The sequence below is a fragment of the Methylobacterium sp. E-012 genome (genome assembly GCF_057836545.1).
Genome location: NZ_JBYQEY010000001.1, coordinates 565,868 through 587,280, shown reverse-complemented (window position 1 = coordinate 587,280; position 21,413 = coordinate 565,868). Strand labels below are relative to the sequence as shown.

At 71.3% G+C, this 21,413-nt stretch carries 20 protein-coding genes; 8 read left to right on the top strand and 12 right to left on the bottom strand.

Translation table 11 applies throughout. The features are described from left to right. Window positions 1-162: 162 nt before the first annotated feature. The 9 genes from AC3IF1_RS02730 to pth all read right to left on the bottom strand — a co-directional run bounded on the left by AC3IF1_RS02730 (window position 163) and on the right by pth (window position 8,357). Window positions 163-1,545, bottom strand: coding sequence for an SDR family NAD(P)-dependent oxidoreductase (locus tag AC3IF1_RS02730; RefSeq protein ID WP_489215671.1), 1,383 nt, complete (start codon window positions 1,543-1,545; stop codon window positions 163-165). Window positions 1,546-1,554: 9 nt separating this feature from the next. After that, the gene (locus tag AC3IF1_RS02725) at window positions 1,555-1,839 is read right to left on the bottom strand and encodes an acyl carrier protein (protein ID WP_489215669.1); all 285 of its coding nucleotides are present in this window, start codon (window positions 1,837-1,839) and stop codon (window positions 1,555-1,557) included. Further along, window positions 1,836-3,773 (bottom strand): HAD-IIIC family phosphatase, encoded by a 1,938-nt coding sequence (locus tag AC3IF1_RS02720; RefSeq protein WP_489215667.1) that lies wholly within the window; start codon window positions 3,771-3,773, stop codon window positions 1,836-1,838. Before AC3IF1_RS02720 ends, AC3IF1_RS02725 begins: the two co-directional genes overlap by 4 nt. 16 nt (window positions 3,774-3,789) lie before the next feature. Beyond that, entirely contained in the window at window positions 3,790-4,617 is an 828-nt protein-coding gene (locus tag AC3IF1_RS02715; RefSeq protein WP_489215665.1) for a WcbI family polysaccharide biosynthesis putative acetyltransferase, read from the bottom strand. A 306-nt stretch (window positions 4,618-4,923) separates the two neighbouring features. Next, entirely contained in the window at window positions 4,924-5,913 is a 990-nt protein-coding gene (locus tag AC3IF1_RS02710) for a MaoC/PaaZ C-terminal domain-containing protein (protein ID WP_489215663.1), read from the bottom strand. 21 nt (window positions 5,914-5,934) lie between these two features. Further along, window positions 5,935-7,032 carry a redox-regulated ATPase YchF gene (ychF, locus tag AC3IF1_RS02705; protein WP_489215661.1) on the bottom strand — a complete coding sequence of 366 codons (1,098 nt, stop codon included), beginning with the start codon at window positions 7,030-7,032 and terminating at the stop codon, window positions 5,935-5,937. Window positions 7,033-7,036: 4 nt separating this feature from the next. Then, window positions 7,037-7,492: a PIN domain-containing protein gene (locus AC3IF1_RS02700; protein ID WP_489215659.1), complete on the bottom strand. Its 456-nt coding sequence runs from the start codon at window positions 7,490-7,492 to the stop codon at window positions 7,037-7,039. Then, window positions 7,476-7,703 (bottom strand): hypothetical protein, encoded by a 228-nt coding sequence (locus tag AC3IF1_RS02695; protein WP_489215657.1) that lies wholly within the window; start codon window positions 7,701-7,703, stop codon window positions 7,476-7,478. The genes AC3IF1_RS02700 and AC3IF1_RS02695 overlap by 17 nt, the downstream gene beginning before the upstream one ends. A 45-nt stretch (window positions 7,704-7,748) precedes the next feature. Then, a complete protein-coding gene (pth, locus tag AC3IF1_RS02690) occupies window positions 7,749-8,357 on the bottom strand; it encodes an aminoacyl-tRNA hydrolase (RefSeq protein ID WP_243964606.1) in 609 nt (202 codons plus the stop codon). Between the two features lie 297 nt (window positions 8,358-8,654). Between pth and AC3IF1_RS02685 the strand changes: the two genes are divergently transcribed. Continuing rightward, window positions 8,655-8,882: a hypothetical protein gene (locus tag AC3IF1_RS02685; protein ID WP_243964607.1), complete on the top strand. Its 228-nt coding sequence runs from the start codon at window positions 8,655-8,657 to the stop codon at window positions 8,880-8,882. Window positions 8,883-8,937: 55 nt separating this feature from the next. On the opposite strand, the gene AC3IF1_RS02680 is transcribed toward AC3IF1_RS02685, so the two are convergent. Further along, window positions 8,938-11,094, bottom strand: coding sequence for an FUSC family protein (locus tag AC3IF1_RS02680; RefSeq protein WP_243964609.1), 2,157 nt, complete (start codon window positions 11,092-11,094; stop codon window positions 8,938-8,940). Window positions 11,095-11,504: 410 nt separating this feature from the next. Between AC3IF1_RS02680 and AC3IF1_RS02675 the strand changes: the two genes are divergently transcribed. Next, entirely contained in the window at window positions 11,505-12,269 is a 765-nt protein-coding gene (locus AC3IF1_RS02675; RefSeq protein WP_489215654.1) for a CDP-diacylglycerol diphosphatase, read from the top strand. 19 nt (window positions 12,270-12,288) lie between these two features. Here AC3IF1_RS02675 and AC3IF1_RS02670 read toward each other — a convergent pair whose 3' ends face one another. Beyond that, window positions 12,289-13,194, bottom strand: a complete 906-nt coding sequence (locus AC3IF1_RS02670) for a LysR family transcriptional regulator (RefSeq protein ID WP_243964611.1) — start codon at window positions 13,192-13,194, stop codon at window positions 12,289-12,291. Window positions 13,195-13,364: 170 nt separating this feature from the next. Here AC3IF1_RS02670 and AC3IF1_RS02665 point away from each other — a divergent pair, with 170 nt between their 5' ends. The 6 genes from AC3IF1_RS02665 to AC3IF1_RS02640 all read left to right on the top strand — a co-directional run bounded on the left by AC3IF1_RS02665 (window position 13,365) and on the right by AC3IF1_RS02640 (window position 20,648). Beyond that, window positions 13,365-14,897: an ABC transporter substrate-binding protein gene (locus AC3IF1_RS02665; RefSeq protein ID WP_489215652.1), complete on the top strand. Its 1,533-nt coding sequence runs from the start codon at window positions 13,365-13,367 to the stop codon at window positions 14,895-14,897. Between the two features lie 256 nt (window positions 14,898-15,153). Beyond that, the gene (locus AC3IF1_RS02660; protein WP_243967710.1) at window positions 15,154-16,071 is read left to right on the top strand and encodes an ABC transporter permease; all 918 of its coding nucleotides are present in this window, start codon (window positions 15,154-15,156) and stop codon (window positions 16,069-16,071) included. A 7-nt stretch (window positions 16,072-16,078) separates the two neighbouring features. Beyond that, the gene (locus AC3IF1_RS02655) at window positions 16,079-17,014 is read left to right on the top strand and encodes an ABC transporter permease (RefSeq protein ID WP_243967709.1); all 936 of its coding nucleotides are present in this window, start codon (window positions 16,079-16,081) and stop codon (window positions 17,012-17,014) included. Window positions 17,015-17,060: 46 nt separating this feature from the next. Beyond that, window positions 17,061-18,482 carry a M20 family metallopeptidase gene (locus AC3IF1_RS02650; protein WP_489215649.1) on the top strand — a complete coding sequence of 474 codons (1,422 nt, stop codon included), beginning with the start codon at window positions 17,061-17,063 and terminating at the stop codon, window positions 18,480-18,482. Window positions 18,483-18,485: 3 nt separating this feature from the next. Then, on the top strand, window positions 18,486-20,090 hold the full coding sequence (locus AC3IF1_RS02645) for an ABC transporter ATP-binding protein (RefSeq protein ID WP_489215647.1): 1,605 nt from the start codon (window positions 18,486-18,488) through the stop codon (window positions 20,088-20,090). 189 nt (window positions 20,091-20,279) lie between these two features. Next, entirely contained in the window at window positions 20,280-20,648 is a 369-nt protein-coding gene (locus AC3IF1_RS02640) for a hypothetical protein (protein WP_489215645.1), read from the top strand. Here the strand turns inward: AC3IF1_RS02640 and AC3IF1_RS02635 are convergent. Continuing rightward, a complete protein-coding gene (locus AC3IF1_RS02635) occupies window positions 20,621-21,070 on the bottom strand; it encodes a Ros/MucR family transcriptional regulator (RefSeq protein WP_489215643.1) in 450 nt (149 codons plus the stop codon). The two genes, AC3IF1_RS02640 and AC3IF1_RS02635, sit on opposite strands and share 28 nt — an antisense overlap. Window positions 21,071-21,413 lie beyond the last annotated feature (343 nt).

Here is a 21,413-nt window from a genome sequence, read left to right as displayed (position 1 = left end):
ATGAACCGGAAAGAAAGGGCAAACGGTCCGCAACACGCACCTCTCAGCCCTGTCATAGGGGGTGGGCGAGCGGCTGCTTTCGGAATTTCCCACAAGCCCAGTGAGCGTCCGACTTGGGTCGAAACCAGCCGCCTGACGCGCGCACTGATCGAGTCCACGCCCCTAGCGCAGCGTCCCGGGTCCGATATCCGGCGCAGTCGGCTGGACGCTGTGGATCGCCGCCAGCATCTCGTCGATCGCCGATCCGGTCTCCACCGGCTGCACGCTGGCCGTCTGGTCCGTCTGCAGGCGCGGCAGGCGCCGGACATGGGCCCGCACGCCCTTGAGCAGCCGCGGCAGGTCGGCGCACAGCACCTCGCCGGCGGCCTTGGCCATCGCGTACTCGGTGAGACCGGCCGGCCGCGCCGCGACGGCGACGCTCGACGGGTAGAACACGTCGATGGCGTGCGGCCCGGTATCGCGCAGGGCGGCGCAGGTCTCGTAGAAGGCGTGGACGTAGAACGCCGTCATCGTGTCGAGCAGGGCGGCGTCGAGCGCCCTGCCTCGCTTGCCGAAGATGGACGGCGTCGCGAAATAGTAGAGCTGGTCGAAGACCCGGCCCGCGGGCAAGTGTCCGGCGATGGGCCGCTGCCGCACGTCGAGCCTGAGAACCTCGCAGCGGCCGCCGGCCGCGCGGATCTCCTCGGCGACGCGGCCGGCCTCGCCGTCGCCGACCGCGTAGGTGATCGTCACGGCGGCCCCGCCGAGCGCCAGCAGCTTCGCGGTCAGTTCCCCGAGGCCGCGCGAACCGCCGACCACCAGGGCCCGGCGCCCGGCGAACGCCTCCGGCTGGACGCGCCCGCGCAGGGCGTCGATGCCGGGCTGAGCCGTCGGCGGCGGGCGCCGGAACGCGTCGACCTGCCCGCTCAGGCCGGTGCCGTCCACCCGCAGGCTGACGAGGTTGAAGCGCGTGTCGTCGCGCAGCACGGAAAACCGCATCTCGGCGCCGACCGCCGCCCCCGCCCCGCGGGCCACCGAGAAGCCGCGGAAGATCGAGTGCAGGCCCGGGCAGACCATCCCGACGAGCTTCGACAGCCCGACGAGGTCGACCAGGGTGGCGAGGCCGAGCGCGGCCGCGGCGCGGGGGAACGCCGCCGCGACCTCGGCCCCGCGCGGCTCCAGGGCCAATGTCCGCGCGTCGGACGAAGCGGGCGGCGGCGGCCGGTCGGCTGCGGGCAAGAGGCCGATGCGGGTGACCGCGACATCGTCGACGACGATCTCCAGATGCGTGCCCTCGGCGCCCCGTCGGCCGCGCCGGAGCCGGCACAGGTCGCCGACATAGATCATCCGGTCGAACTGCACCGTCAGGGCCTCGGCCCCGGCCGGCAGTTCGGCGGCGGCCTCGATCGCCCACAGCACCGCATGGATTCCATGCACCACCGGCCGCCCGGCCTGCAGGCGCCGCGCCGCCTGGGCGTCCATGTGCATCGGGTTGTGGTCGCCCGACATCGCCGCGAAGGCGCGCTGGTCGTCGGGGGTGAAGCGGCGCTCGGCCAGGCTGTCCAAGGCGGCCCCTCAGCTCTGTGCGACCTTGGCCTGGGTCTTGGCTTGAGTCTTCGCCTGGGTTTTGGCCTGGATCAGGTCGGCGAGGGCGCCGACGCGCGTCAGCCTCTCGATCTCGGCGCTCGACATCCGGATGCCGAAATGCTCCTCGGCCGCCAGGAGGATGTTGATGTGGCTCGCGGAATCCCACCCCTCGACGTCGTCGGCGGTGGTCTCGGGGTGCAACTCGATCCCGTCGTCGGCCAGGACGTCCCGGAAGATCTGCGTCAGCCCGGCATAGATGGCGTCCTGGGTCATCGGATGGTCTCCACAATCGTCAGGGGAAGCTCGGGCCGCCCGGGACCCGGCAGGTCGAGGCGCCAGCGCGTCGCGCCGCCCTCCCCGACGCCGTCCGGCATGAACCCGAGCTGCCGGTAATGGTCGGCGACCATCCCGTTCTTCGGGGTCGGCCGGTACGTGCCGACGAGGGCCCGGGCCCCCAGGCGGGCGGCCTCGGCGGCGAGCACGTCCAGCGTCGCCTCCTCGACCCGGCGCTTCAGGACCCGGCAGCTCATCAGCCAGGTGTCGATCACGAGGTCGGTGCCGCGCCGGAGACCGATGACGACCGCGATGAGGCCGTTGTCGCCGAAGCGGTCCCGGAGGCGCAGGTGCAGCCCGACCGCGCCCGGATCGGCCATGAGTGCGCGGATCTCGTCCTCGGCGTAGCGCGTCGTCGTCAGGTTGAACTGGTTGGTCTTGTTGATCAGCTGCACGATCCGCGGCAGGTTGGTCGCGTCGAACCGCGACCAGTCCAGGACCATCTGCAGGCCCCGGAGATACGATCCCAGGTCGGTCGCGCCCGCGAGGGCGGCGTCCCGTTCCGCGTTCTGCCGGTACTGCGTGGCGCGGTTGCGATCGTCGGCGGTGAGGACGACCCCCTCGAAATAGCCCGCCTCCGCCAAGCTCTGCGGGACCAGCGCGGGATCCTCCGGCAGCTCCGGGACCGCGACCATCGGCAGCTCGGTCCGGACGAGGTCGCGCTCGAACGGGTTGTCGTCGACGAAGACGAGGCTGTCGAGGCCGATATTGAGCTGCCGGGCGATCGCCCGGAGGTTGGTGGCCTTGTCGTCCCAGTTGGCGACGAAGCAGGCGATGTCCTTCGACCGCAGGAGCATGTCGGGGTGGCTCTCGAACGGCGCGCGGGCGTTGGCCGGGTCGTTCTTGGAGCAGACCGCCAGCAGGATGCCGCGCCGGGCCTGATCGAGCCCGAACTGCTGGACGGCCAGGAAGGCCTCGCCCTGGGCGTCGCCGTGGCCGAGGACGATGCCGTCGAGGCCGTCATCCCCGATCACGCCGCCCCAGAGGGTGTTGTCGAGGTCGAACACCAGGCCCTTGGCCGTCAGGCCCTGCCGGGCGGCCAGGACCCGGGCCACCAGCTCGCCGTAGAGCGGCGACACCGTCGGCGAGACCTCCTGCTTGGCGCGGTGCCACAGCACGGGGTTGTGCCAGGCGCCGATCCCGTGCCGTGCGGCGGCATCATCGACGGCGACCAGGTCGACCCCGGCGGCGTCGGCACGCGCGCGGAGCCCCGCGTTCAGGCGCGCGACGAACCGGTGCCGGGAGCCGGGCATGCGGTGCTCGTTGCTGCCGAACAGGGCCGGGAAGACCGGCAGCACCGTCTGCTGCAGGACCCGGCAGCCGAGCCGCTCCTGCGCCGCCGTCCAGCAGCCCGCCAGCCGGTCCGCCAGCCGGTCCGCCAGCCGGTCGACGGCCGCGTCGGCTTCCCGGAGGTCGGCCAGGTCCCGCGCGCCCTGGGTGAGGTGGTGGGCGTCGAGGGCGAACAGGACGGTGTCGGCCCCGAACGCGCGCAGCTCCGGGCCCGGCGCCTCGAGTTCCTGCAGGTACTGGCCGTAGCCGGGCTCGTGCAGCCCCAGCCAGATGCCGCGGCGCAGGGCCGCGACCCGGAGGGCCGCGAACAGATGCGTCTGCGTCGCCGAGCCGAGCACGGCGAGGCGCACCGGCTTCGTCGTCAGGTGCGCGGGCGGCCCGTCGGGGAAGCGCCGGGACAGGCCGGCCTGGACGCGGGTGGTCTGCACGAAGTCGAGATTCGTCCGGGCCAGGGCGGTGAGGCTCGCCCAGGCGCCGGCCGGATCCGGATCGGCCAGGGCCCCCGCGAGGCGCTCGCGCCAGTCATCGGGCGGCGCGGGGAGCCACGGGAGGCCGGGGGCCTTCGGGAGGTCCGGAGATGTCACGCCGCTCTCCTTCCGCTCAGCCGAGATGCCGGATGTAGGCCCGCGTGAACGCCTCCCAGGTGACCTGGCCCATCGGCGCGTAGTGGTATGTCCGACCGGGCTGGGCCCATTCCAGGCCGAGCTGCTCGGCCACCGCCGGATGCACCGGCACCTGCATGGTGCCCCAGGCATCGAGGGCGGAGGGGTCCGGGAGCTCGGGCGCGATGCCGAGCTTCCCGCAGCAATAGGCCATCAACTCCCGATAGAGGATGCCGCTCGGGTGGCCGAGCCAGTGGAAGAGCTGCCGCGTTCTGTCGTTGTCGTGGATGAACGCCCCGAGATCGCAGCGATAGGTCGCGTCGAGCGCGCCGAGGGTCTCGTTCTCCATCTCGAGGAAGCGGGCGAAGTTCTTGACGAGGCCGGGCACCGCGAGGTCGCGATAGGCGGCGAACCGCGCCTCGGGATCCGGGACGTCGTCGCGCAGCCTGGCCAGGAGGCCGTCCGGGAAGCGCACGAGGCCACCCTGGGCGGCATCCGCCTCGGCCAGCCTGTCCCGGCCGTAGATGAGGCCGTCGAACGGCCAGAACGCACGCCGCAGCAGGTTCGGATATCCGAGCCGGGCGACACCCGGCGGAACCGATTCCCGCTCGTACCGCTCGGCTTCGGCGATGCCCTGGATGAAGACGGCGTGGGCGCTGTCGACGATCGCCTGCACGTCAGGGGACGGGGTCGGGGTGATGTGGAGGGCGAGCGGGTGAAATTCGAAATCGTCCTTCAAGGACGTTATTTGAGAAAAGAACGAAACCAGATCGGTAGCATTGCAATTCCCGACGAATACGATATTTTTTATTTGAGATGCTGACATCAATATCTCGCGCCCCGCAACGCGTGCGACACCCAGTCGATCGATCGGGTTGTCTTATATCGCGGCTACCGATCCGTCGATGGCTCCGGAACGCGAGCCCTATCCGCGGCTTCATCCGCAGAGTTTTCACGAGGGGCAAAATTGAAGAGCAATTAAATTTTTTCTGCTTATCAATATAAGATGTATTTATAAATCCGGAAGAATTTGTCCTTCAAAGTCAGTATTCATCGATGTGGGGTGCCCACGTGCTGCGTTCTCCCGGATCCGTGGGCCCGGTCCGGGCAGCATCCTCTGGAGCCGCCGCGCTCACGGCTCCCAGCGGTGGAACACGGCGCTGTCGAAGGAAAAGACCGGCTCGCCGCGCTGGTTCACCCCCGTATTGCGGGCGAAGGCCAGCCCCCAGCCGGGGCGGGACGCGGAGGCGCGCTTGTCGGTGAGCCTGGCGCTGAACCGGACGATGTCGCCCGCGTAGACGGGCTTGAGCCAGCGCAGGTTCTTGAAGCCCGGCGAGGGGCCCGCCTCGGGGACCGGGCCGCGGGTCGCCGTGTAGGCGGCGTCGCGGGCGCGGGTCGTGAGCAGCCGGTTCATGTAGGCGGCGGCCGTGTGCCAGCCGGAGGCGCAGAGCCCGCCGAAATGGCTGCGCCGCGCCGCCTCGGGGTCGAGGTGGAAGGCCTGCGGATCGTAGGCGCGCGCGAAGGCGACGATCGCCTCGGCGCTGAACGCGTAGGCGCCCAGCTCGCGCACGGCACCGATCGCGGCGTCGCGCAGGAACGGCAGGATCTCGGCATCCTCCGGCTCGGCGACGGGCCCCGGCACGCCGGTCTCCACGGGCCGCGGGGGCAGGGGATCGGTGCCGCGCCGGGCCAGCATGAAGGTGAAGCGCTGGGTCAGCACCGTTTCGCCGCGCGGGTTGTCGAGGGCGACCTCGGCGGTGACGAAGCCGAGCCCCGGCTTGGACGCCGAATCCCGGATCCCGACCACCCGGAAGGTCAGCGTCAGGGCATCCCCCGGCAGGACCGGCACGAGCCAGCGCAATTCGTCGATCCCCGGCGCCCCGAGGGACGAGCCGCCCCGGAACGGCCCCTGCTGCAGCATCCGCATGCCCAGCGCCGCTGTGTGCCAGCCCGAGCCGATCAGCCGGCCCGCGAAGGTCGCCTCCGCCGCCGCCGCGTCGAGGTGGAAGGGCTGGAAGTCGAACTGCCTGGCGAAATCCACGATGGCGTCGCGGGTGACGACCAAAGGCGCGCCGACGATCACGTCGCCGACCGTGAAATCCTCGAGGGCGGGATCCGGCATGGCGGGCTCGTCCGGGGTCGATCAGTTGGCGAAGCGGAAATGCAGCACGTCGCCGTCCTGCACGACGTAGTCCTTGCCCTCCAGCCGCAGCTTGCCGGCGTCCCGGGCCCCGGCCTCGCCGTTGAGCGTGGTGTAGTCCGTGAACGCGATGGTCTCGGCGCGGATGAAGCCCTTCTCGAAATCCGAGTGGATCACGCCGGCGGCCCCCGGCGCGCGGGTGCCCTTGGTGATCGTCCAGGCCCGGGCCTCCTTGGGGCCGACCGTGAAGTAGGTGACGAGGCCGAGCAGGTCGTAGCCTGCACGGATCACCCGGTTGAGGCCGGGCTCTGTGAGCCCCACGGCGTCCAGGAACTCGGCCTGGTCGGCGTCCGCCATCACGGCGATCTCGCTCTCGATCTTGGCCGAGACCACCACCGCGATGGCGCCCTCCGCCTTGGCGCGGGCGAAGACCGCCTCCGAATAGGCGTTGCCCTTGTCGGCATCGCTCTCGTCGACGTTGCAGACGTAGAGCACCGGCTTGGCGGTCATCAGCCCGAGGGACTGGAACAGTTTTTCCTCCTCGGGCTTGCGCTCGACCAGCCGCGCCGGCTTGCCCTCGCGCAGGAGCGGCAGGGCGCGGTTGACGAGGTCGAGGCTCTCCTTGGCCTCCTTGTCGGCACCCTTGGCCTTCTTCTCCAGGGCCACAGCCCGGCGCTCCAGGCTGTCGAGATCGGCCAGCATCAGCTCGGTCTCGATCGTCTCGATGTCGGCCGCCGGATCGACCTTGCCCTCGACATGGGTGACGTCGCCGTCCGTGAAGCAGCGGACCACGTGGGCGATGGCGTCGACCTCGCGGATATTGGCCAGGAACTGGTTACCCAGGCCCTCGCCCTTGGAGGCGCCGCGCACCAGCCCGGCGATGTCCACGAAGGTCAGCCGCGTCGGGATTTTTTCCTTCGAGCTCGCGATCCGGACGAGGTCGTCCAGGCGTGGATCCGGCACCGCCACCTCGCCGACATTCGGCTCGATGGTGCAGAACGGATAGTTCGCCGCCTGCGCGGCCGCCGTCTGCGTCAGCGCGTTGAACAGGGTCGACTTGCCGACGTTCGGCAGGCCGACGATGCCGCATTTGAAGCCCATGGACTCAGTTCCGTTGAAGCACGTCGCCGGGCGACGCGCGGAAAGGGTTGATGAGGGTCAGGCCCTCGAACACGGCGCCGTGTGCCATATCCTCGGTCAGGAAGTATCGGCATCCGGCGAGCTGGGCCGCGGCCACGAGGAGGCAGTCGAACCACTGATAGCCGAGATTCTTGCGGACGAGCCATGCCAGTTCGGTGTCATCTTGATCGATCGGGCGCGCTCCCCAGGCTCCGATCGTCTCGACTTCATCCTGAACGTCGCGCAGCGAGCGTCCCGACTCGTTCTTGAGGATCCAGCGCGTCAGTTCGTTGAGGACCTGCAGATTGGTGCGAGCGCAGTCCAAATCGGTGATGGCAGCCAGCCACGCACGTGCGCGCTCGCGCTTATCGGCGTTTCGTTCGTCGCGTGCGTAGATCAGCACATTCGTGTCGATGAAGATCGGCTCAATCGTAAAGTTCATCGCGCGACGGTGCTTTGCCGTTCTCGTCCGTCAGATTCATGAGAGGACCGGCCAGGAAGCGTTCGAGCGCCTCCCGCTGCGTCAGCGGCCGGCCGACGCGCTGCTCCACGGCTTCGGCGACGAAACGCGACAGGCTCTTGCCGTCGCGCGCGGCGGCGACGCGCGCCCGCTGCAGCAAAGTCTCGCTCATCGTCACAGTGACGTTCTTCATGGCGGCCTCCGAGGCCGATCTATATCGTGTCCTCGTGTTTTCGTGTCAATTTCGGGCGCCCAGCGTCTTCACGTCGTCCCAGCCGCGGCCCGCCATGGCGAGGTGGACCTTGTTCTGGAAGCTCGCATCCTCGCCCGCCGCCAGCAGCGCGGCGTGGTCGGCGACCGCGTGGCAGAGATCCTCGACCCAGGGCTGCTCGGCCTTGCCGAAATCGTTGAGCACGTAGGCGTGCACCAGGGCCTTGTCGCCGGGATGACCGATGCCGAGGCGGACCCGGCGATAGTCGTTGCCGCATTGGGCGGTGATCGAGCGCAGGCCGTTATGGCCGGCATTGCCGCCGCCGAGCTTCACCCGGAGCTTGGCCGGGGCGAGGTCGAGTTCGTCGTGGAGCACGATCACGTCGGCGAGCGGGATCTTGTAGAAGCGCTGCGCCTCCGCGACCGCGCGGCCGGACTCATTCATGAAGGTCGAGGGCTTGAGCAGGATCGCCCGCTCGGTGCCCAGCACCAATTCGGCGGCCTCGCCCTGGAACCGGTGCCGGAACGGGCTCGCCCGGTGTTGCCGGGCGATCGCGTCAACGGCCAGGAAGCCGATATTGTGCCGGTTGTTCGCGTAGCGCGAACCCGGGTTTCCGAGGCCGACGATCAGCCGCATGGTGGTGCATCCCTTTCAGGCCGCGGTCTGTGGCACGCTTCCGCGCAGGACGCATCCCCGCCCGCGCCGGACCGTCCCGCCCGGGGCCGCGGCGTTCCGGGCCGCACCCCGTGCGCCAGCGCACGGCATCGGCCGAACCGGAGGCAGAGTATCCCGGTTGAGAGATCACATTCGGCCAAGCAAAGCCGGAGTGATCGAGACCGCCGACCCGTATACCGTGCCGACGATCGTCCTTACCCGACTCGGTTGACCGGATGACGTCCCGTCGACGTCATACCAAGACACCAGGAGATCATCATGACGATCCGTATCCTCGCCGCCGCCGCCCTCCTCGCCGCCGCCACGCCCGCCCTCGCCCAGGGCCTGGATTCGAAGCATTCGCCCTATCCGGCCTCGGCCTATTCGGGCTGGGTCGGCCACGGCCCCCTCCTGCGGCAGGACGATGTCCGCGCCGAGCGGGCGCCCGCCTATCGCTACAGCGGACCGCATGCCGGCGGCCCGGCGAACGCCCTGGCGCGGTTCTGACGCGGGCCGGGGCCCCGGGCGATCCGGGGCCCCGCATCGACTCCGCTATCGCGCCTCAGGGCGCCGGGACGGACAGGCCGAGCCCGGGATCCACGTCCCCGGTCGGCGGCACCGCCCGGATCTCCCCCGGGCGCAGGGTTCCGACCAGGAGATCGACCTGGCTCACGAGCCGGATGAGCGATTGCCCCCGGTCGAGGGCGGGTCGCTCCGGCAGCGGCCGGTCCTCGGCCAAAGCCGCCAGGGTGGCGGCGATCCAGCCCCGCCAGGTCTCGGCCCTCGGATCCACCGCCTCGGGGGCGTGGCGCAGCACCGTGAGCCGGGCGCTGATCCGGCGCAGGGTCGCGTCCGCCACCAGGGCGGATTCCACCTCGGGATGATGGCCGGCCCGGGGCTGCTGCAGGGCGCGCGACAGGGCCGCCTCCAGGTCGTTGAGGGCGAGGCCGGCGGCGCGGTTCTGCGCCAGGATCGCGGCCTCGCGGGCCTCGCCGGGGGGGCCGAGCAGCACCGCCTCGGCGAGGCCGGCATGGCCCTTGAGCGCGCGGCGCAGCTCCTGGCGGACCTGATCCGGCTCCCAGATCGGCCACAGCACCAGGCAGCTCGCCACCGCGATCAGCCCGCCCAGCACCGTGAAGCCGCCGCGCATGGCGACGATCTCCCAGGAACTGTGGCCGGGCTCCAGCAGCTCGACCAGCAGCACCACGAGGGGCGTCAGGCAGGCGACGAAGAAGCCGTAGGAGATCTGGCGGGCCGCGAAGCCGACGATGCTGAGCACCAGGATCAGCCCGGCCTCGCTGAGCGGGGTCGTGGCGTAGTAGGCGAGCACCGCCCCCGCCAGGCCGCCCAGCACCGTCCCGCCGATCCGCTCCAGCGCCCGCTGCCAGGTCGCCGCGTAGAAGGGCTGCATGGTCAGCACCACGGTCATCACCAGCCAATGCGTGAAGGCGCCCGCATAGGTCAGGGTCGCGGCCAGCGCCGGGGCCGAGACCGCGCTCGCCCGCAGGGCGTGCCGCAGGTTCGGCGAGGCCAGGGTGAAGTTCTGCCGCAGCGGCCCGGCATAGCGGGTCCAGCGGTCGAGGCGGCCCCCCTCCGTGAGGGTGCCCCCGGGGCGGTAGCCCTCCGGGGTCGACAGCTTGGCGCCGATCCGCACCCGCCCGACGATCCGCTCGGCCAGGCGCGCCAGGGTCGGATCCTCCGCCAGGCCCTCAGCCGTCCGGGCGATCGAGTGCTCCAGGCGGGCGAGGTCGAGGTCGACATCGTCGCGGATCGCCCGGGCGATGGTCACCAGCAGGGGGCGCAGGCGGCGCAGGAACAGTTTTGCGAGGGCGCGGCGGCGGGCGTCGGGCCGGCTGTCGATCAGCTCGCCCACGGCGATCAAAGCCGAAAAAATCTGCTCGGCGCTCTCCAGGCGCAGCAGCGCCTGGGCGGTGCGGTCCGAGACCCGCTCGCGGGAGCGGGCGAGGTCGAGGATCATGGTCCGGGCGGTCTCGATGCTCGCCCGCACGCCGCGCCGGTGACCCCTGGCATGGCCGTCGAAGGCCTCGGCGTCGGGCTCCGGCAGGGCGACGAGCCGCTCCAGGTCGCCGCAGAGCCGCGCGAGGTCGCGCCAGACCTCCGCCACCGCCCGGTGGGCCGGCCGGTAGGGATGCAGCCGCCAGATCACGAGGGCCAGGAAGGTCGCCCAGAGACCGCCCGCGGCGAACATCAGCACGGTGACGGCCGCCTGCTCGGGGCTCAGGGGCCGGTCGAGGGCGATGCACAGGACGACCACCAGCACGTTGCCGGCCGATTGCGCCTGCACGCTCCAGACCCGCGCGTAGGAGCAGGCGAAGATCAGCGCGCAGGCCACCGGGACGACCACCGGGAGCCCCAGGGGCTGGATCAGGCCGAGCCCGCCCCAGAGCAGGCCACCGAGGATCGAGAAGGCGGTGAGCACCCGCAGGCGCGCCCGCATCGGGCCGCCATTGTCGCAGAAACAGGCGAGGTTGGCGGCGAGCGCCATGGTCAGCAGCGGCGGCCACTGCACCCAGAGGTTGATCAGGATGACGACGCCGAACGCGAAGGCGGCGCGCACGCCCTCCACGAGGCGCACGTTCCGGAGGTCGAGGCCGGTCGGCAGCCGCCGGAGATCCGCGCCGGGCCGGTTCAGGCTGCCCCGGCCCGCGGCGATGCGGCGGCGCGCGGGCGGCGGTGCTGTGGGACTCGGCGCGGGCAAGCTCGGTCTCCGGACGGGGCGCGGCGCCCCGGCATGAACCGGAACCCGGCCTGTCCGGATCCGCCCGGCTGCGCAAGTCCTTTCGGGTTCGCAAGTCCTCTCGGATTCGCGGGGGCGTTCCGCGCGCGGCCGCGCGGGGCGGTCCGGAGCGGTGCCGGCGACGCATCCGGTTGATCGCGTTCGGATCTTTCGCGCGGCGGTTCATGCCTCGGCTCTCGCGGTGGTGCGGGCACCCCCGCGCCGCGTCCGGAGATGTGGAACCATCGTCGCCCGCAGAGGGGGGGAGGGCGCGCCAGCGCTGGCGGGCGCCGGACCGGCCGTCAGGGCCGCCGGACCTTTGCCGGGGCGGGGGGCGATCGGCTATCGCGGAGGCGTGGGCCGCCGCCCCGATGGCCCGCCCGGGAGCCTCCATGCGCCGCACGTTGCTCGCCGCCCTCCTCGTCGCCGTCGCGATGCCGGCCCCGACGGGCGCCTCGGCCGCGTCCGATCCCAGCCGCGACGTCCTGTGGGCGGCGCTGAAGACCTGCGTCCTCGCCAAGCGGCTCGCCAACCGGACCTTCCCGTGCCTGTCGGTCGATCTGGGCGACGGGGAGCGGCCCGGCTCGGCGGTCCTGCGCGCGCCGGGTGAGCCGACCCACAGCGTGGTCATGCCCACCGACACCGTGGCGGGCCTCGAAGCGCCGATCCTGCGCGGCCCGCGCGGGGCCGCCTACTGGCGGGCGGCGCTCGCGGCGCGGCCCCTCGTGTCGGAGGCGCTACAGGGGAAACTGCCGCCCGAGGCCGTGGGCCTGGCGGTGAACTCGGCCCGGGGCCGCAGCCAGGACCAGCTCCACATCCATCTCGACTGCCTCAAGCCGAGCGTGCTCGCGGCCCTGCGGGCCCATGGCCGCCAGATCCGCAGGACCTGGACCCGCTTCCCGCAGCCGCTCGCCGGCGACCGCTATTCCGCCCTGCGCGTGCCGGAGGCGGAGGCCGCGCGGTTCAACCCGTTCGCCGCCCTGCGCACCCTGCCGGGCGCCCGGCCGGACCTGCACCGGACGAGCTTCGCCGCGGTGGCGACGCCGCCGGGGGATCCCGAGCCGGGCTTCATCCTGCTGGCCTACCGGGCGCCGAGCGCAAGCGCCGAGGACGTTCTGGACCACAGCTGCGCCGCCGCGTCGGGCCGGGGCCTGTGAGCGGGCCCCGGGCGCGACCCTATCGGTCCGCCAGCGGCGGCGGCAGCGCGTCGAGCAGCCGGCGCAGGAACGCCCGCACCGCCCGGGGCAGGCGCCGGTCGCGCATGGCCTGGACCTGGATGCCGCGGGCGAGGCTCGCCCGGGAGCGGATCGGCAGGCTGACCAGCTCGTTCAGGCGCAGGGGCGTCGTCACCGAGAGCGCCGACATCAGCGCCAGCCCGCGCGAGCGCCGCACGAAGGGCAGGAGCGCCGAGAGCGTGTTGGCGGTCAGCACCGGCTCGACCGCGATGCCCTCCTGCGCGCAGGCGGCATCGAAGACGTGCCGCAGGGTCGTGTCCCGGGTCGGCAGGGCGACCGGGTAGGCGCGCAGGTCAACGAGGGTCAGGGCCGGCGCCCGGGCCAGGGGATGGTCGGGGGCGGCGAGTGCCAGCATGTCCACCTCCCCGGCGTACAAGGTCTCGACCTGCGTGGCCGGCGTCAGCGCGAAGGTGATGCCGAGATCGACATCCCCCACCGCCACCGTCTGGGTCACGAGGGCGGGGGGCAGCACCGTCACCTCGAAGCGGATCCCGGGATGATCCCCGTGGAAGGCCGCGATGGTGTTGGGGACGATGTCGAGGGCGAAACCCTCCGAACAGGCCACCCGGATCAGCCCCCGGGCCAGGCCTTCGAGCTCCCGGATCTCCGTCACCACCTGCTCGGAGCGGATCAGGACCTGCTGGGCGTGCTGGGCCAGCAGCTCCCCGGCCGGGCTCGGCACCATGCCCCGGGGGCGCCGCTCGAACAGCACGCAGTCGAGCTCGGCCTCCAGATTGGCGATCTGCCGGCTGATCGCCGAGGCCGCCACGTTGAGCTGGGCCGAGGCCGCCGCGATCGAGCCGGTGCGGGCCACGGCCAGGAAGTAGCGCAGGCTCGTCGTCTGCAATATCGTGCCTCGGTCCGCTTATTCTGCGCTCTCCGTTGCCGAAACGGCAAGGCACCGCTCGCCAAATTCTACTTGTTGCGATCCCAGATGCACAACATCATCGCAGGGTGAAAAAGGCGGCAGTCGCGGAACCATCCGCCGGGCTCGTCCGCCGCGCCGTCGGAGCCTGCATGCCGCTACGGACCCTCACCCTGGGCGCCACCTTGGCCGCCGCGTTCGCGACCCTGATCGCCGCGCCCCCGGCGCTCGCCGGCAAGGCCGACGACACCCTGGTCTACGCCTCCGACAGCGAGCCCGAGAACGTCAGCCCGTATCACAACAGCGCCCGGGAGGGCGTGATCCTGGCCCGGAACTGCTGGGACACGCTGCTGTACCGGGACCCCAAGGACGGCACCTACAAGCCGATGCTGGCGACCGCCTGGACCTGGGCGGACGACACGACCCTCGACCTGACGATCCGCGAGGGCGTGACCTTCCACAACGGCGACCCGCTCGGGCCCGAGGACGTGGCCTTCACCTTCAACTACGTGCTGACGCCGGAGGCCCGCACGGTCACCCGCCAGAACGTCGACTGGATGAAGTCGGTGGAGGTGACCGGCCCGCATAGCGTCCGCATCCACCTCAAGGCGCCGTTTCCGGCGGCGCTGGAATACCTCGCCGGCCCGACCCCGATCTTCCCGGCGGCCTACTTCAAAAAGGTCGGGCTCGACGGCTTCGCCCGGGCGCCGGTCGGCAGCGGACCGTACAGAATCACCAAGGTCGACAGCGGCCGCGGCGTCTCCATGGAGCGGTTCGACAAGTACTGGGCGGGCAGCCCACTCGGAAAACCGAAGATCGGCAAGCTGCAATTCCGGGTCATTCCGGACGGCGAGAGTCGGATGGCCGAATTGATGACCGGCGGCGTCGACTGGATCTGGCGGGTGCCGAGCGACCAGGCCGACCAGCTGCGCGCCGCGCCCAATATCACGGTGCTCAACGCCGAGACGATGCGGGTCGGCTTCCTGCAGTTCGATACCCTGGGCCGGGCGAAGGAGAACTCGCCGCTCAAGGACGTGCGCGTCCGGCAGGCGATCAGCTACGCCATCGACCGCAAGGCGATGGTCGACAACCTCGTGCGCGGCGCCTCCCGGGTGATGAACGCGCTTTGCTTCGTCGACCAGTTCGGCTGCACCGACCAGGGGGTGATGCGCTACCCCTACGATCCGGCCAAGGCCAGGGCCCTGCTCAAGGAAGCCGGCTACGGAAACGGCTTCGAGATCGACCTCGGCGCCTATCGCGAGCGGGACTACGCCGAGGCGGTGATCGGCTATCTGGGCGCCGTCGGCATCAAGGTGCGGCTCAACTACCTGCGCTACGCGGCCTTCCGGGATTCCCTGCGGGCCGGCAAGATCTCGATCGGCTACCAGACCTGGGGCTCGTTCTCGGTCCTGGACGTCTCGGCCTTCGACGGGGTGTATTTCCGCGGCGGCGAGGAGGATCTGACCAAGGACCCGCAGGTGATCGCCGACCTCCAGGCGGGCGACGGCTCCACCGATCCGGAGACGCGCAAGGCCGCCTATGCCCGGGCGCTCCAGCGGATCGCGGCCCAGGCCTACGCCCTGCCGATGTTCTCCTACGCGACCAACTACGCCTTCACGGCGGACCTGAACTTCACCGCCCAGCCCGACGAGGTCGCGCGGTTCTATGCGGCGTCGTGGAAGTGACTGCGGTGACCGTGGCGCGAGCGTCCCCTCCCCCCTCTGCGGGGGAGGGTAGCCCCTGCGTCAGCAGGGGTCGGGCCGGGACGAAGTCCCGCAAGAGGGGAGCGCGGCTTCAGGATCGGGCGCGACCGTCATGAAGACCATCGGTTTATCCTGCACCGTCGCTCCCCTCTCCCGACCCCCTTCGGGGGCCACCCTCCCCCGCAGAGGGGGGAGGGAGAGCCGGCGCGATCTGCCTCGCCAGGAAGGAGCCTGACGCATGCTGACCTTCACCCTCCGGCGCGTCCTGGTCGCCCTGGCGGTGGCCTTCACGGTCTCGGTGGCGAGCTTCCTGCTCCTCCACCTCTCGGGCGACCTCGCCACCGCCATCGCCGGCCCCGAATCCACGGGCCCGCAGATCGAGGCGATCCGGCGGGAATACGGCCTGGACCAGCCCCTGCTCACCCAGTTCCTCACCTGGGCCTGGCGGGCGCTGCACCTCGATTTCGGCAATTCCTTCTACTTCCGCGAGCGGGTGATCGACCTGCTGGCCGCCCGCCTGCCGATCACGCTGTATCTCGGGTTCATCGCGCTCGGCGTGGCCCTGTTCGTGGCGATCCCGCTCGGCGTCATCGCCGCCGTGAAGCGCGACACCTGGATCGACCGGCTGGCGCTCGCCGTCTCGGTGCTCGGCCAGGCGATGCCGAGCTTCTGGTTCGGCCTGACCCTGATCCTGGTTTTTTCCGTCAACCTCCGCTGGCTGCCGGTCTCGGGCAACGCCACCTGGAAGAACTTCGTCCTGCCCGCGGTGGCGCTCGGCTACTACGCGATGCCCGCCGTGATGCGGCTGACCCGCAATGGCATGCTGGAGGTGCTGGCCTCCGACTACGTCCGCACCGCCCGGGCCAAGGGGCTGCCGCCCCGCAAGATCCTGGTGCGGCATGCCCTGCGCAACGCCGTGATCCCGGTGATCGCCCTGTCGGCGGTCCAGTTCGGCTTCATGCTCGGCGGCTCGATCGTGATCGAGGCGGTGTTCTCGCTCCAGGGACTCGGGCAACTCGCCTGGGAATCCATCGCCCGCAACGACTTCCCCGTCGTCCAGGCGATCGTGCTGGTGCTGGCCATGATCTATATCGGCCTGACGCTGGCGGCCGATCTGCTGAACGCCTTCCTCGATCCGCGCCTGCGCCAAGCCTGAGGTCGCGATGAGCCTGCCCCCCGACACGGCGGCGCTCGCCGCCCCCGCCCTCCCGCCGGACGCGCCGATCGCCCTGGCGCCGGTCCCGTCCCCCACAGGGATCGTCCTGCGGCGGGGCCTGCGCCACGGCGGGTTCCTGATCGGCGCCGGAATCCTCGGCCTGATCGTGCTGGCGTCCCTCGCCGCGCCGCTGATCGCCCCGCACGACCCCTACGCGCAGGACGTCTCCCGCCGCCTGATCCCGCCGATCTGGCAGGCCAAGGGGAGCTGGGACCATATCCTCGGCACCGACAAGCTCGGGCGCGACTACCTCAGCCGCCTGCTCTACGGCGGCCAGATCTCCCTGCTGATCGGGGTCTCGGCGGCGCTGATCTCCGGGTTGATCGGCACCGTTCTCGGATTGTGTGCCGGCTATTTCGGCGGCTGGGTCGACGCGGTGGTGAGCTACGTGGTGACCACCCGGCTGGCCATGCCGGTGGTGCTGGTGGCGCTGGCCATGGCGGCCCTGGTCGGCGGCTCCCTGAAGGTCGTGGTTCTGGTCCTGGGCTTCCTGCTCTGGGACCGCTTCGCCGTGGTGACCCGGGCCGCCACTCAGCAGATCCGCGACCGGGATTTCGTCAGTGCGGCCCGCGCCGCCGGGCTCACCGACCTGCGCATCGTCCTGCAGGAGATCCTGCCCAACATCATGAACGCGCTGATCGTGGTGGCGACCCTGGAGATGGCCCACGCGATCCTGCTGGAGGCGGCCCTGTCGTTCCTCGGCCTCGGGGTCCAGCCGCCCCTGCCGTCCTGGGGCCTGATGATCGCCGAGGGCAAGCAGTACATGTTCTTCCAGCCCTGGGTGATCACCATCCCGGGCGTGGCGCTGCTCCTCCTCGTGCTAGCGATCAATCTCCTAGGGGATGGCCTGCGGGACATCACCGCCCCCGAGGCGCGTCACTGACGTGGCCGGCCGGCACGGCACCAAAATGTTTCACGGGAAACACACCATGACGCGAGACGCCGCCATCGCGCGCGCCACTGAGGCCTTCGACTCGGGCGCGTTCCTCGCGCTCCTGCGGGAGGCGGTGGCGATGCCCACCGAGAGCCAGGCCCCCGGGCAGGAGGCGGCTTTGCGCGCCTATCTCGACGCCTTCGTCACGCCCTTGGTAGAACGCCTGGGCTTCGAGCCCCCGAAAACATTCGACAACCCGGACGGGGTGCACGGGCCGTTCCTGATCGCCGAGCGGCACGAGGGTTCGGGCCTGCCCACCGTCCTGATCTACGGCCACGGCGACACGGTGCGGGGCTATCCCGAGCAGTGGCGCGCGGGGCTCGGCCCCTGGGAGATCGTGGTCGAGGGCGACCGCTGGTACGGCCGCGGCACCGCCGACAACAAGGGTCAGCACGTCCTCAACCTCGCCGCCCTGGAGCAGGTGATCGCGGCCCGCGACGGCCGCCTCGGCTTCAACGTCAAGCTGCTGATCGAGATGGGCGAGGAATCCGGATCCCCGGGCCTGCGGCCGTTCTGCCGGGCGCAGGCCGAGGCCCTCCGCGCCGACGTGCTGATCGCCTCGGACGGGCCGCGGCTCAATGCCGAGCGTCCGACCCTGTTCCTGGGGTCCCGCGGCGCCTACAATTTCGAACTGTCGCTGAACCTGCGCGAGGGCCCCCACCATTCCGGCAATTGGGGCGGGCTGCTGCGCAACCCCGGCACGGTGCTGGCCTCGGCCATCGCCTCGATGGTGGATGCAAGCGGCGCCATCCGGGTGGAGGCCCTGCGGCCGCCGCCGATCCCCGAGGGCGTGCGCGCGGCGCTTCGTGACATCCGGGTCGGCGAGGACCCGAGCGCACCGACGATCGATGCCGACTGGGGCGAGCCGGGGCTGACCCCCGCCGAGCGGGTCTTCGCCTGGAACACCCTGGAGGTGCTGGCCTTCAAGACCGGCGATCCGGACGGGCCGCTCAACGCCGTGCCGCCCCACGCCAAGGCGACCCTGCAGCTGCGCTTCGTGGTCGGCACCGACTGGCAGAACCTCATCGCGAACGTGCGCGCCCATCTCGACGCGCACGGCTTCCCAATGATCGCGGTCCGGCCGGCCCGCGCCGCGGAGGTCTTCCAGGCGACGCGGCTGCCCGTTGAGGATCCGTGGGTCGAATGGGCCCTGGAGTCGATCGAGGCAAGTTCCGGAAAAAAGCCGGCGCTGCTGCCCAATCTCGGCGGCTCGCTGCCGAACGACGCCTTCTCGGAGATCCTGGGCCTGCCGACCCTCTGGGTGCCGCATTCCTACCCGGCCTGCCGCCAACACGGGCCGGACGAGCACATGCTCGCCGCCAGCACCCGCGAGGGTCTGGCGATCATGGCCGGGCTGTTCTGGGATCTCGGTGAGGCCGGGCCCGACATCCTCCGCCGCCGCACCGCGAGGGCCTGAACCATGAGCGAGCCGGTCGTCCGCATCCGCGATCTGACGATCGCGCTCCCGAAAGGTGCCGACCGGCCCCACGCGGTCGAGGGCCTGAACCTCGACCTGGAAGCCGGAAAGATCCTCTGCGTGGTCGGGGAATCGGGCTCGGGCAAGTCGATGAGCGCCTACGCGCTCACCGGCCTCCTGCCCCGGGCCCTGAAGCCGACCGCCGGTTCGATCCTGTTCGAGGGCCGGGACCTCCTGACCCTCGACGAGCCCGCCTGGCGGCGCCTACGGGGCCGGCGCATCGCCATGGTGTTCCAGGAGCCGATGACGGCCCTGAACCCGGTGATGCGGATCGGCGACCAGATCGCCGAGATGTTCGAGGCGCACAACCTGCTCACCCGGGCCGAGCGGCAGGCCAAGGCGGTGGCGCTCGCCACCGAGGTCGGGCTGCCGAACCCCGCGGAGGCTGTGCGGGCCTACCCGCACCAGCTCTCCGGCGGGCAGCGGCAGCGGGCGATGATCGCCATGGCGCTGGCCCTGGAGCCCTCCGTCCTGGTCGCCGACGAACCGACCACGGCGCTCGACGTCACCACCCAGGCCCAGATCCTCCGGCTGATCCGCGACCTGCAGCGCGAGCGCGGGATGAGCGTCCTGTTCATCACCCACGATTTCGGCGTGGTCGCCGAGATCGCCGACCACGTGGCGGTGCTCCAGCGCGGACGCCTCGTAGAATCGGGCCCCGCAGACTCGGTGCTGCGCGACCCGCAGGCGCCCTACACGCGGGCGCTGCTCACCGCGGTCCCGAGCCTGACCCCGCCGCCGCGGCCGCCCCTGGGGGAGGCCCCCGTCGCCCTGTCGGTGCGCGGCCTCGCCAAGACCTATTCCACGAAGGGCCGCCTGTTCGGCAAGCCGCGGGTCGTGGCGGCGGTCCAGGATGTCACCTTCGACGTGCGCCGGGGCGAGACCCTGGGGCTGGTGGGGGAATCGGGCTCGGGCAAGTCGACCACCGCGCGGCTGGCGATCCGCCTGATCGAGCCCGATGGCGGCACGGTCCGGCTGGGGGCGCTCGACTACACGGCCCTCGGGAAGGCCGCGCTGCGGGACAAGCGCAGCCGCATCCAGATGATCTTCCAGGACCCGTTCGCGTCCCTGAACCCCCGGCGCACCGTCGAGCAGATCATCACGGCGGGCCCGATCGCCCACGGGGTGCCGGCCGCGGAGGCCCGGGCGCGGGCGCGAAACCTCCTCGACCTCGTCGGCCTCGATCCCAAGGCCGCCGCCCGCTACCCGAACGCCTTCTCGGGCGGCCAGCGCCAGCGCATCGGCATCGCCCGGGCGCTGGCCATGGAGCCGGACGTGCTGGTGGCCGACGAGGCGGTCTCGGCGCTCGACGTCTCGGTCCAGCGGCAGGTGCTGGACCTGCTGGAGGACCTGAAGCAGCGCTTGTCGCTCGCCATGCTGTTCATCACCCACGACCTGCGGGTGGCGGCCACGATCTGCGACCGGATCGCCGTGATGCACCGGGGGGCCGTCGTGGAGATCCGGGGCACCGCCGAGCTGTTCGCCGCGCCGGAGCACGCCTACACGCGCAGCCTGCTGGCGGCGGTGCCCGGCGCCGGCGTCGCCTGACGGCGGCCCGGGCCTGGATCGGGCGCATCTGGGACGCTGAGACAAGTTTTTTGGACGGACTTGCCCTGTCCCGCTTCGGACGTTTCGGTAGGATGCGCCGTGTCGAGGGTCGAGCACCCCGGCGGATCCACGGCTGAACCCGCTATCCGTCCTCGCTCGCAGCTCGAACGCGGACGGGAATATTGCAGCGTGTCGATCTCAGACCAGCCCGACGATATCCGGCGCAACGCCAAGCGCTCCGTGCCGACGGTGACGCCGGCGCAGCGCCGCGGGCCCGAGAAGCGGATCGCGCGCTGGATCGGCGCGAGCCAGCGCAAGCCGGGTCGGCCCGGCGCCGACGCCGCGTTCGGGGTCCCGGCGGGCGAGGGTCCGGCGGGCCAAGTGATCAAGCTGAGCTGGGCCGATACCTTCGGCCGGCCCGCACGCCCCGATCTCGGGGGCTCGCTCCGAACCGCGCCGGAGACCGCGCAGGTGCTGCCGTTCCAGGGCCCCGCGGACCGGACAGCGTCCGCGCCGCGCCGCGGCGGCGATCAGCCGTCCGTGCCGGTCCTGCGCTGATCGACCCGGCCGCCGGGGACGCCGAGGCCGATCGCCTTGGCGAGCGCCGAGCGTTGCGCGGCGTAGCCCGGGGCCGTCATCGGGTAATCCTCCGGTAGGCCGTAGCGCTCGCGATACTGATCCGGCGACAGGCCGTGGGCGGTGAGGTGCCGCTTCAGGGTCTTGTAGGACCGGCCGTCGATGAAGCTGACGATGCCGTCCTGCTGGACCGACTTGCGGATCTGCGCCGGCGTCGGCTGCTCGACCGGCGGCGCGGCCTCGACCGGGGGCGTCCCGTCCAGATTGTTCAGCGCCGAATGGACGCCCGCCATCAGCTCCGGCAGGGCGGCCGGGGGGACGGAGTTGTTCGCGACGTAGGCAGCGACGATCTCTGCCGCCAGCTTGACGCGCTCGAGGGCGCGCTCTGGATTTTTTTCGGGCACTGGGCGAGTCCACTCAAAGCTTTCGAGGATGGCGTCGTCGGTTCCAAAGCAAAAACCATCCAGGTGTCAAGATGGTTTTCGCGGCGCGTCGCGTCTGAAAAGCGCATTTTGATGCAGACTGGCCGAGGATCGGCTCCGGACGGGGCCGTTCACCTGCACACGAGCGCCGGTTCGCCGAGGTTTACAGGGTTCACAGGGTACAAGGTGCGGTCAATACCGCGCCGCGCGCCGCGCTGATCGATGCCGGAAGCGCGGGGATTGCCCGTGGCGCGAGCCGGTCGCAGGGCGGCGGGCCGGTGCGGCGAATCAGCGGCCGATCGGTGCGGAGGGCGGCCGCGCCGGG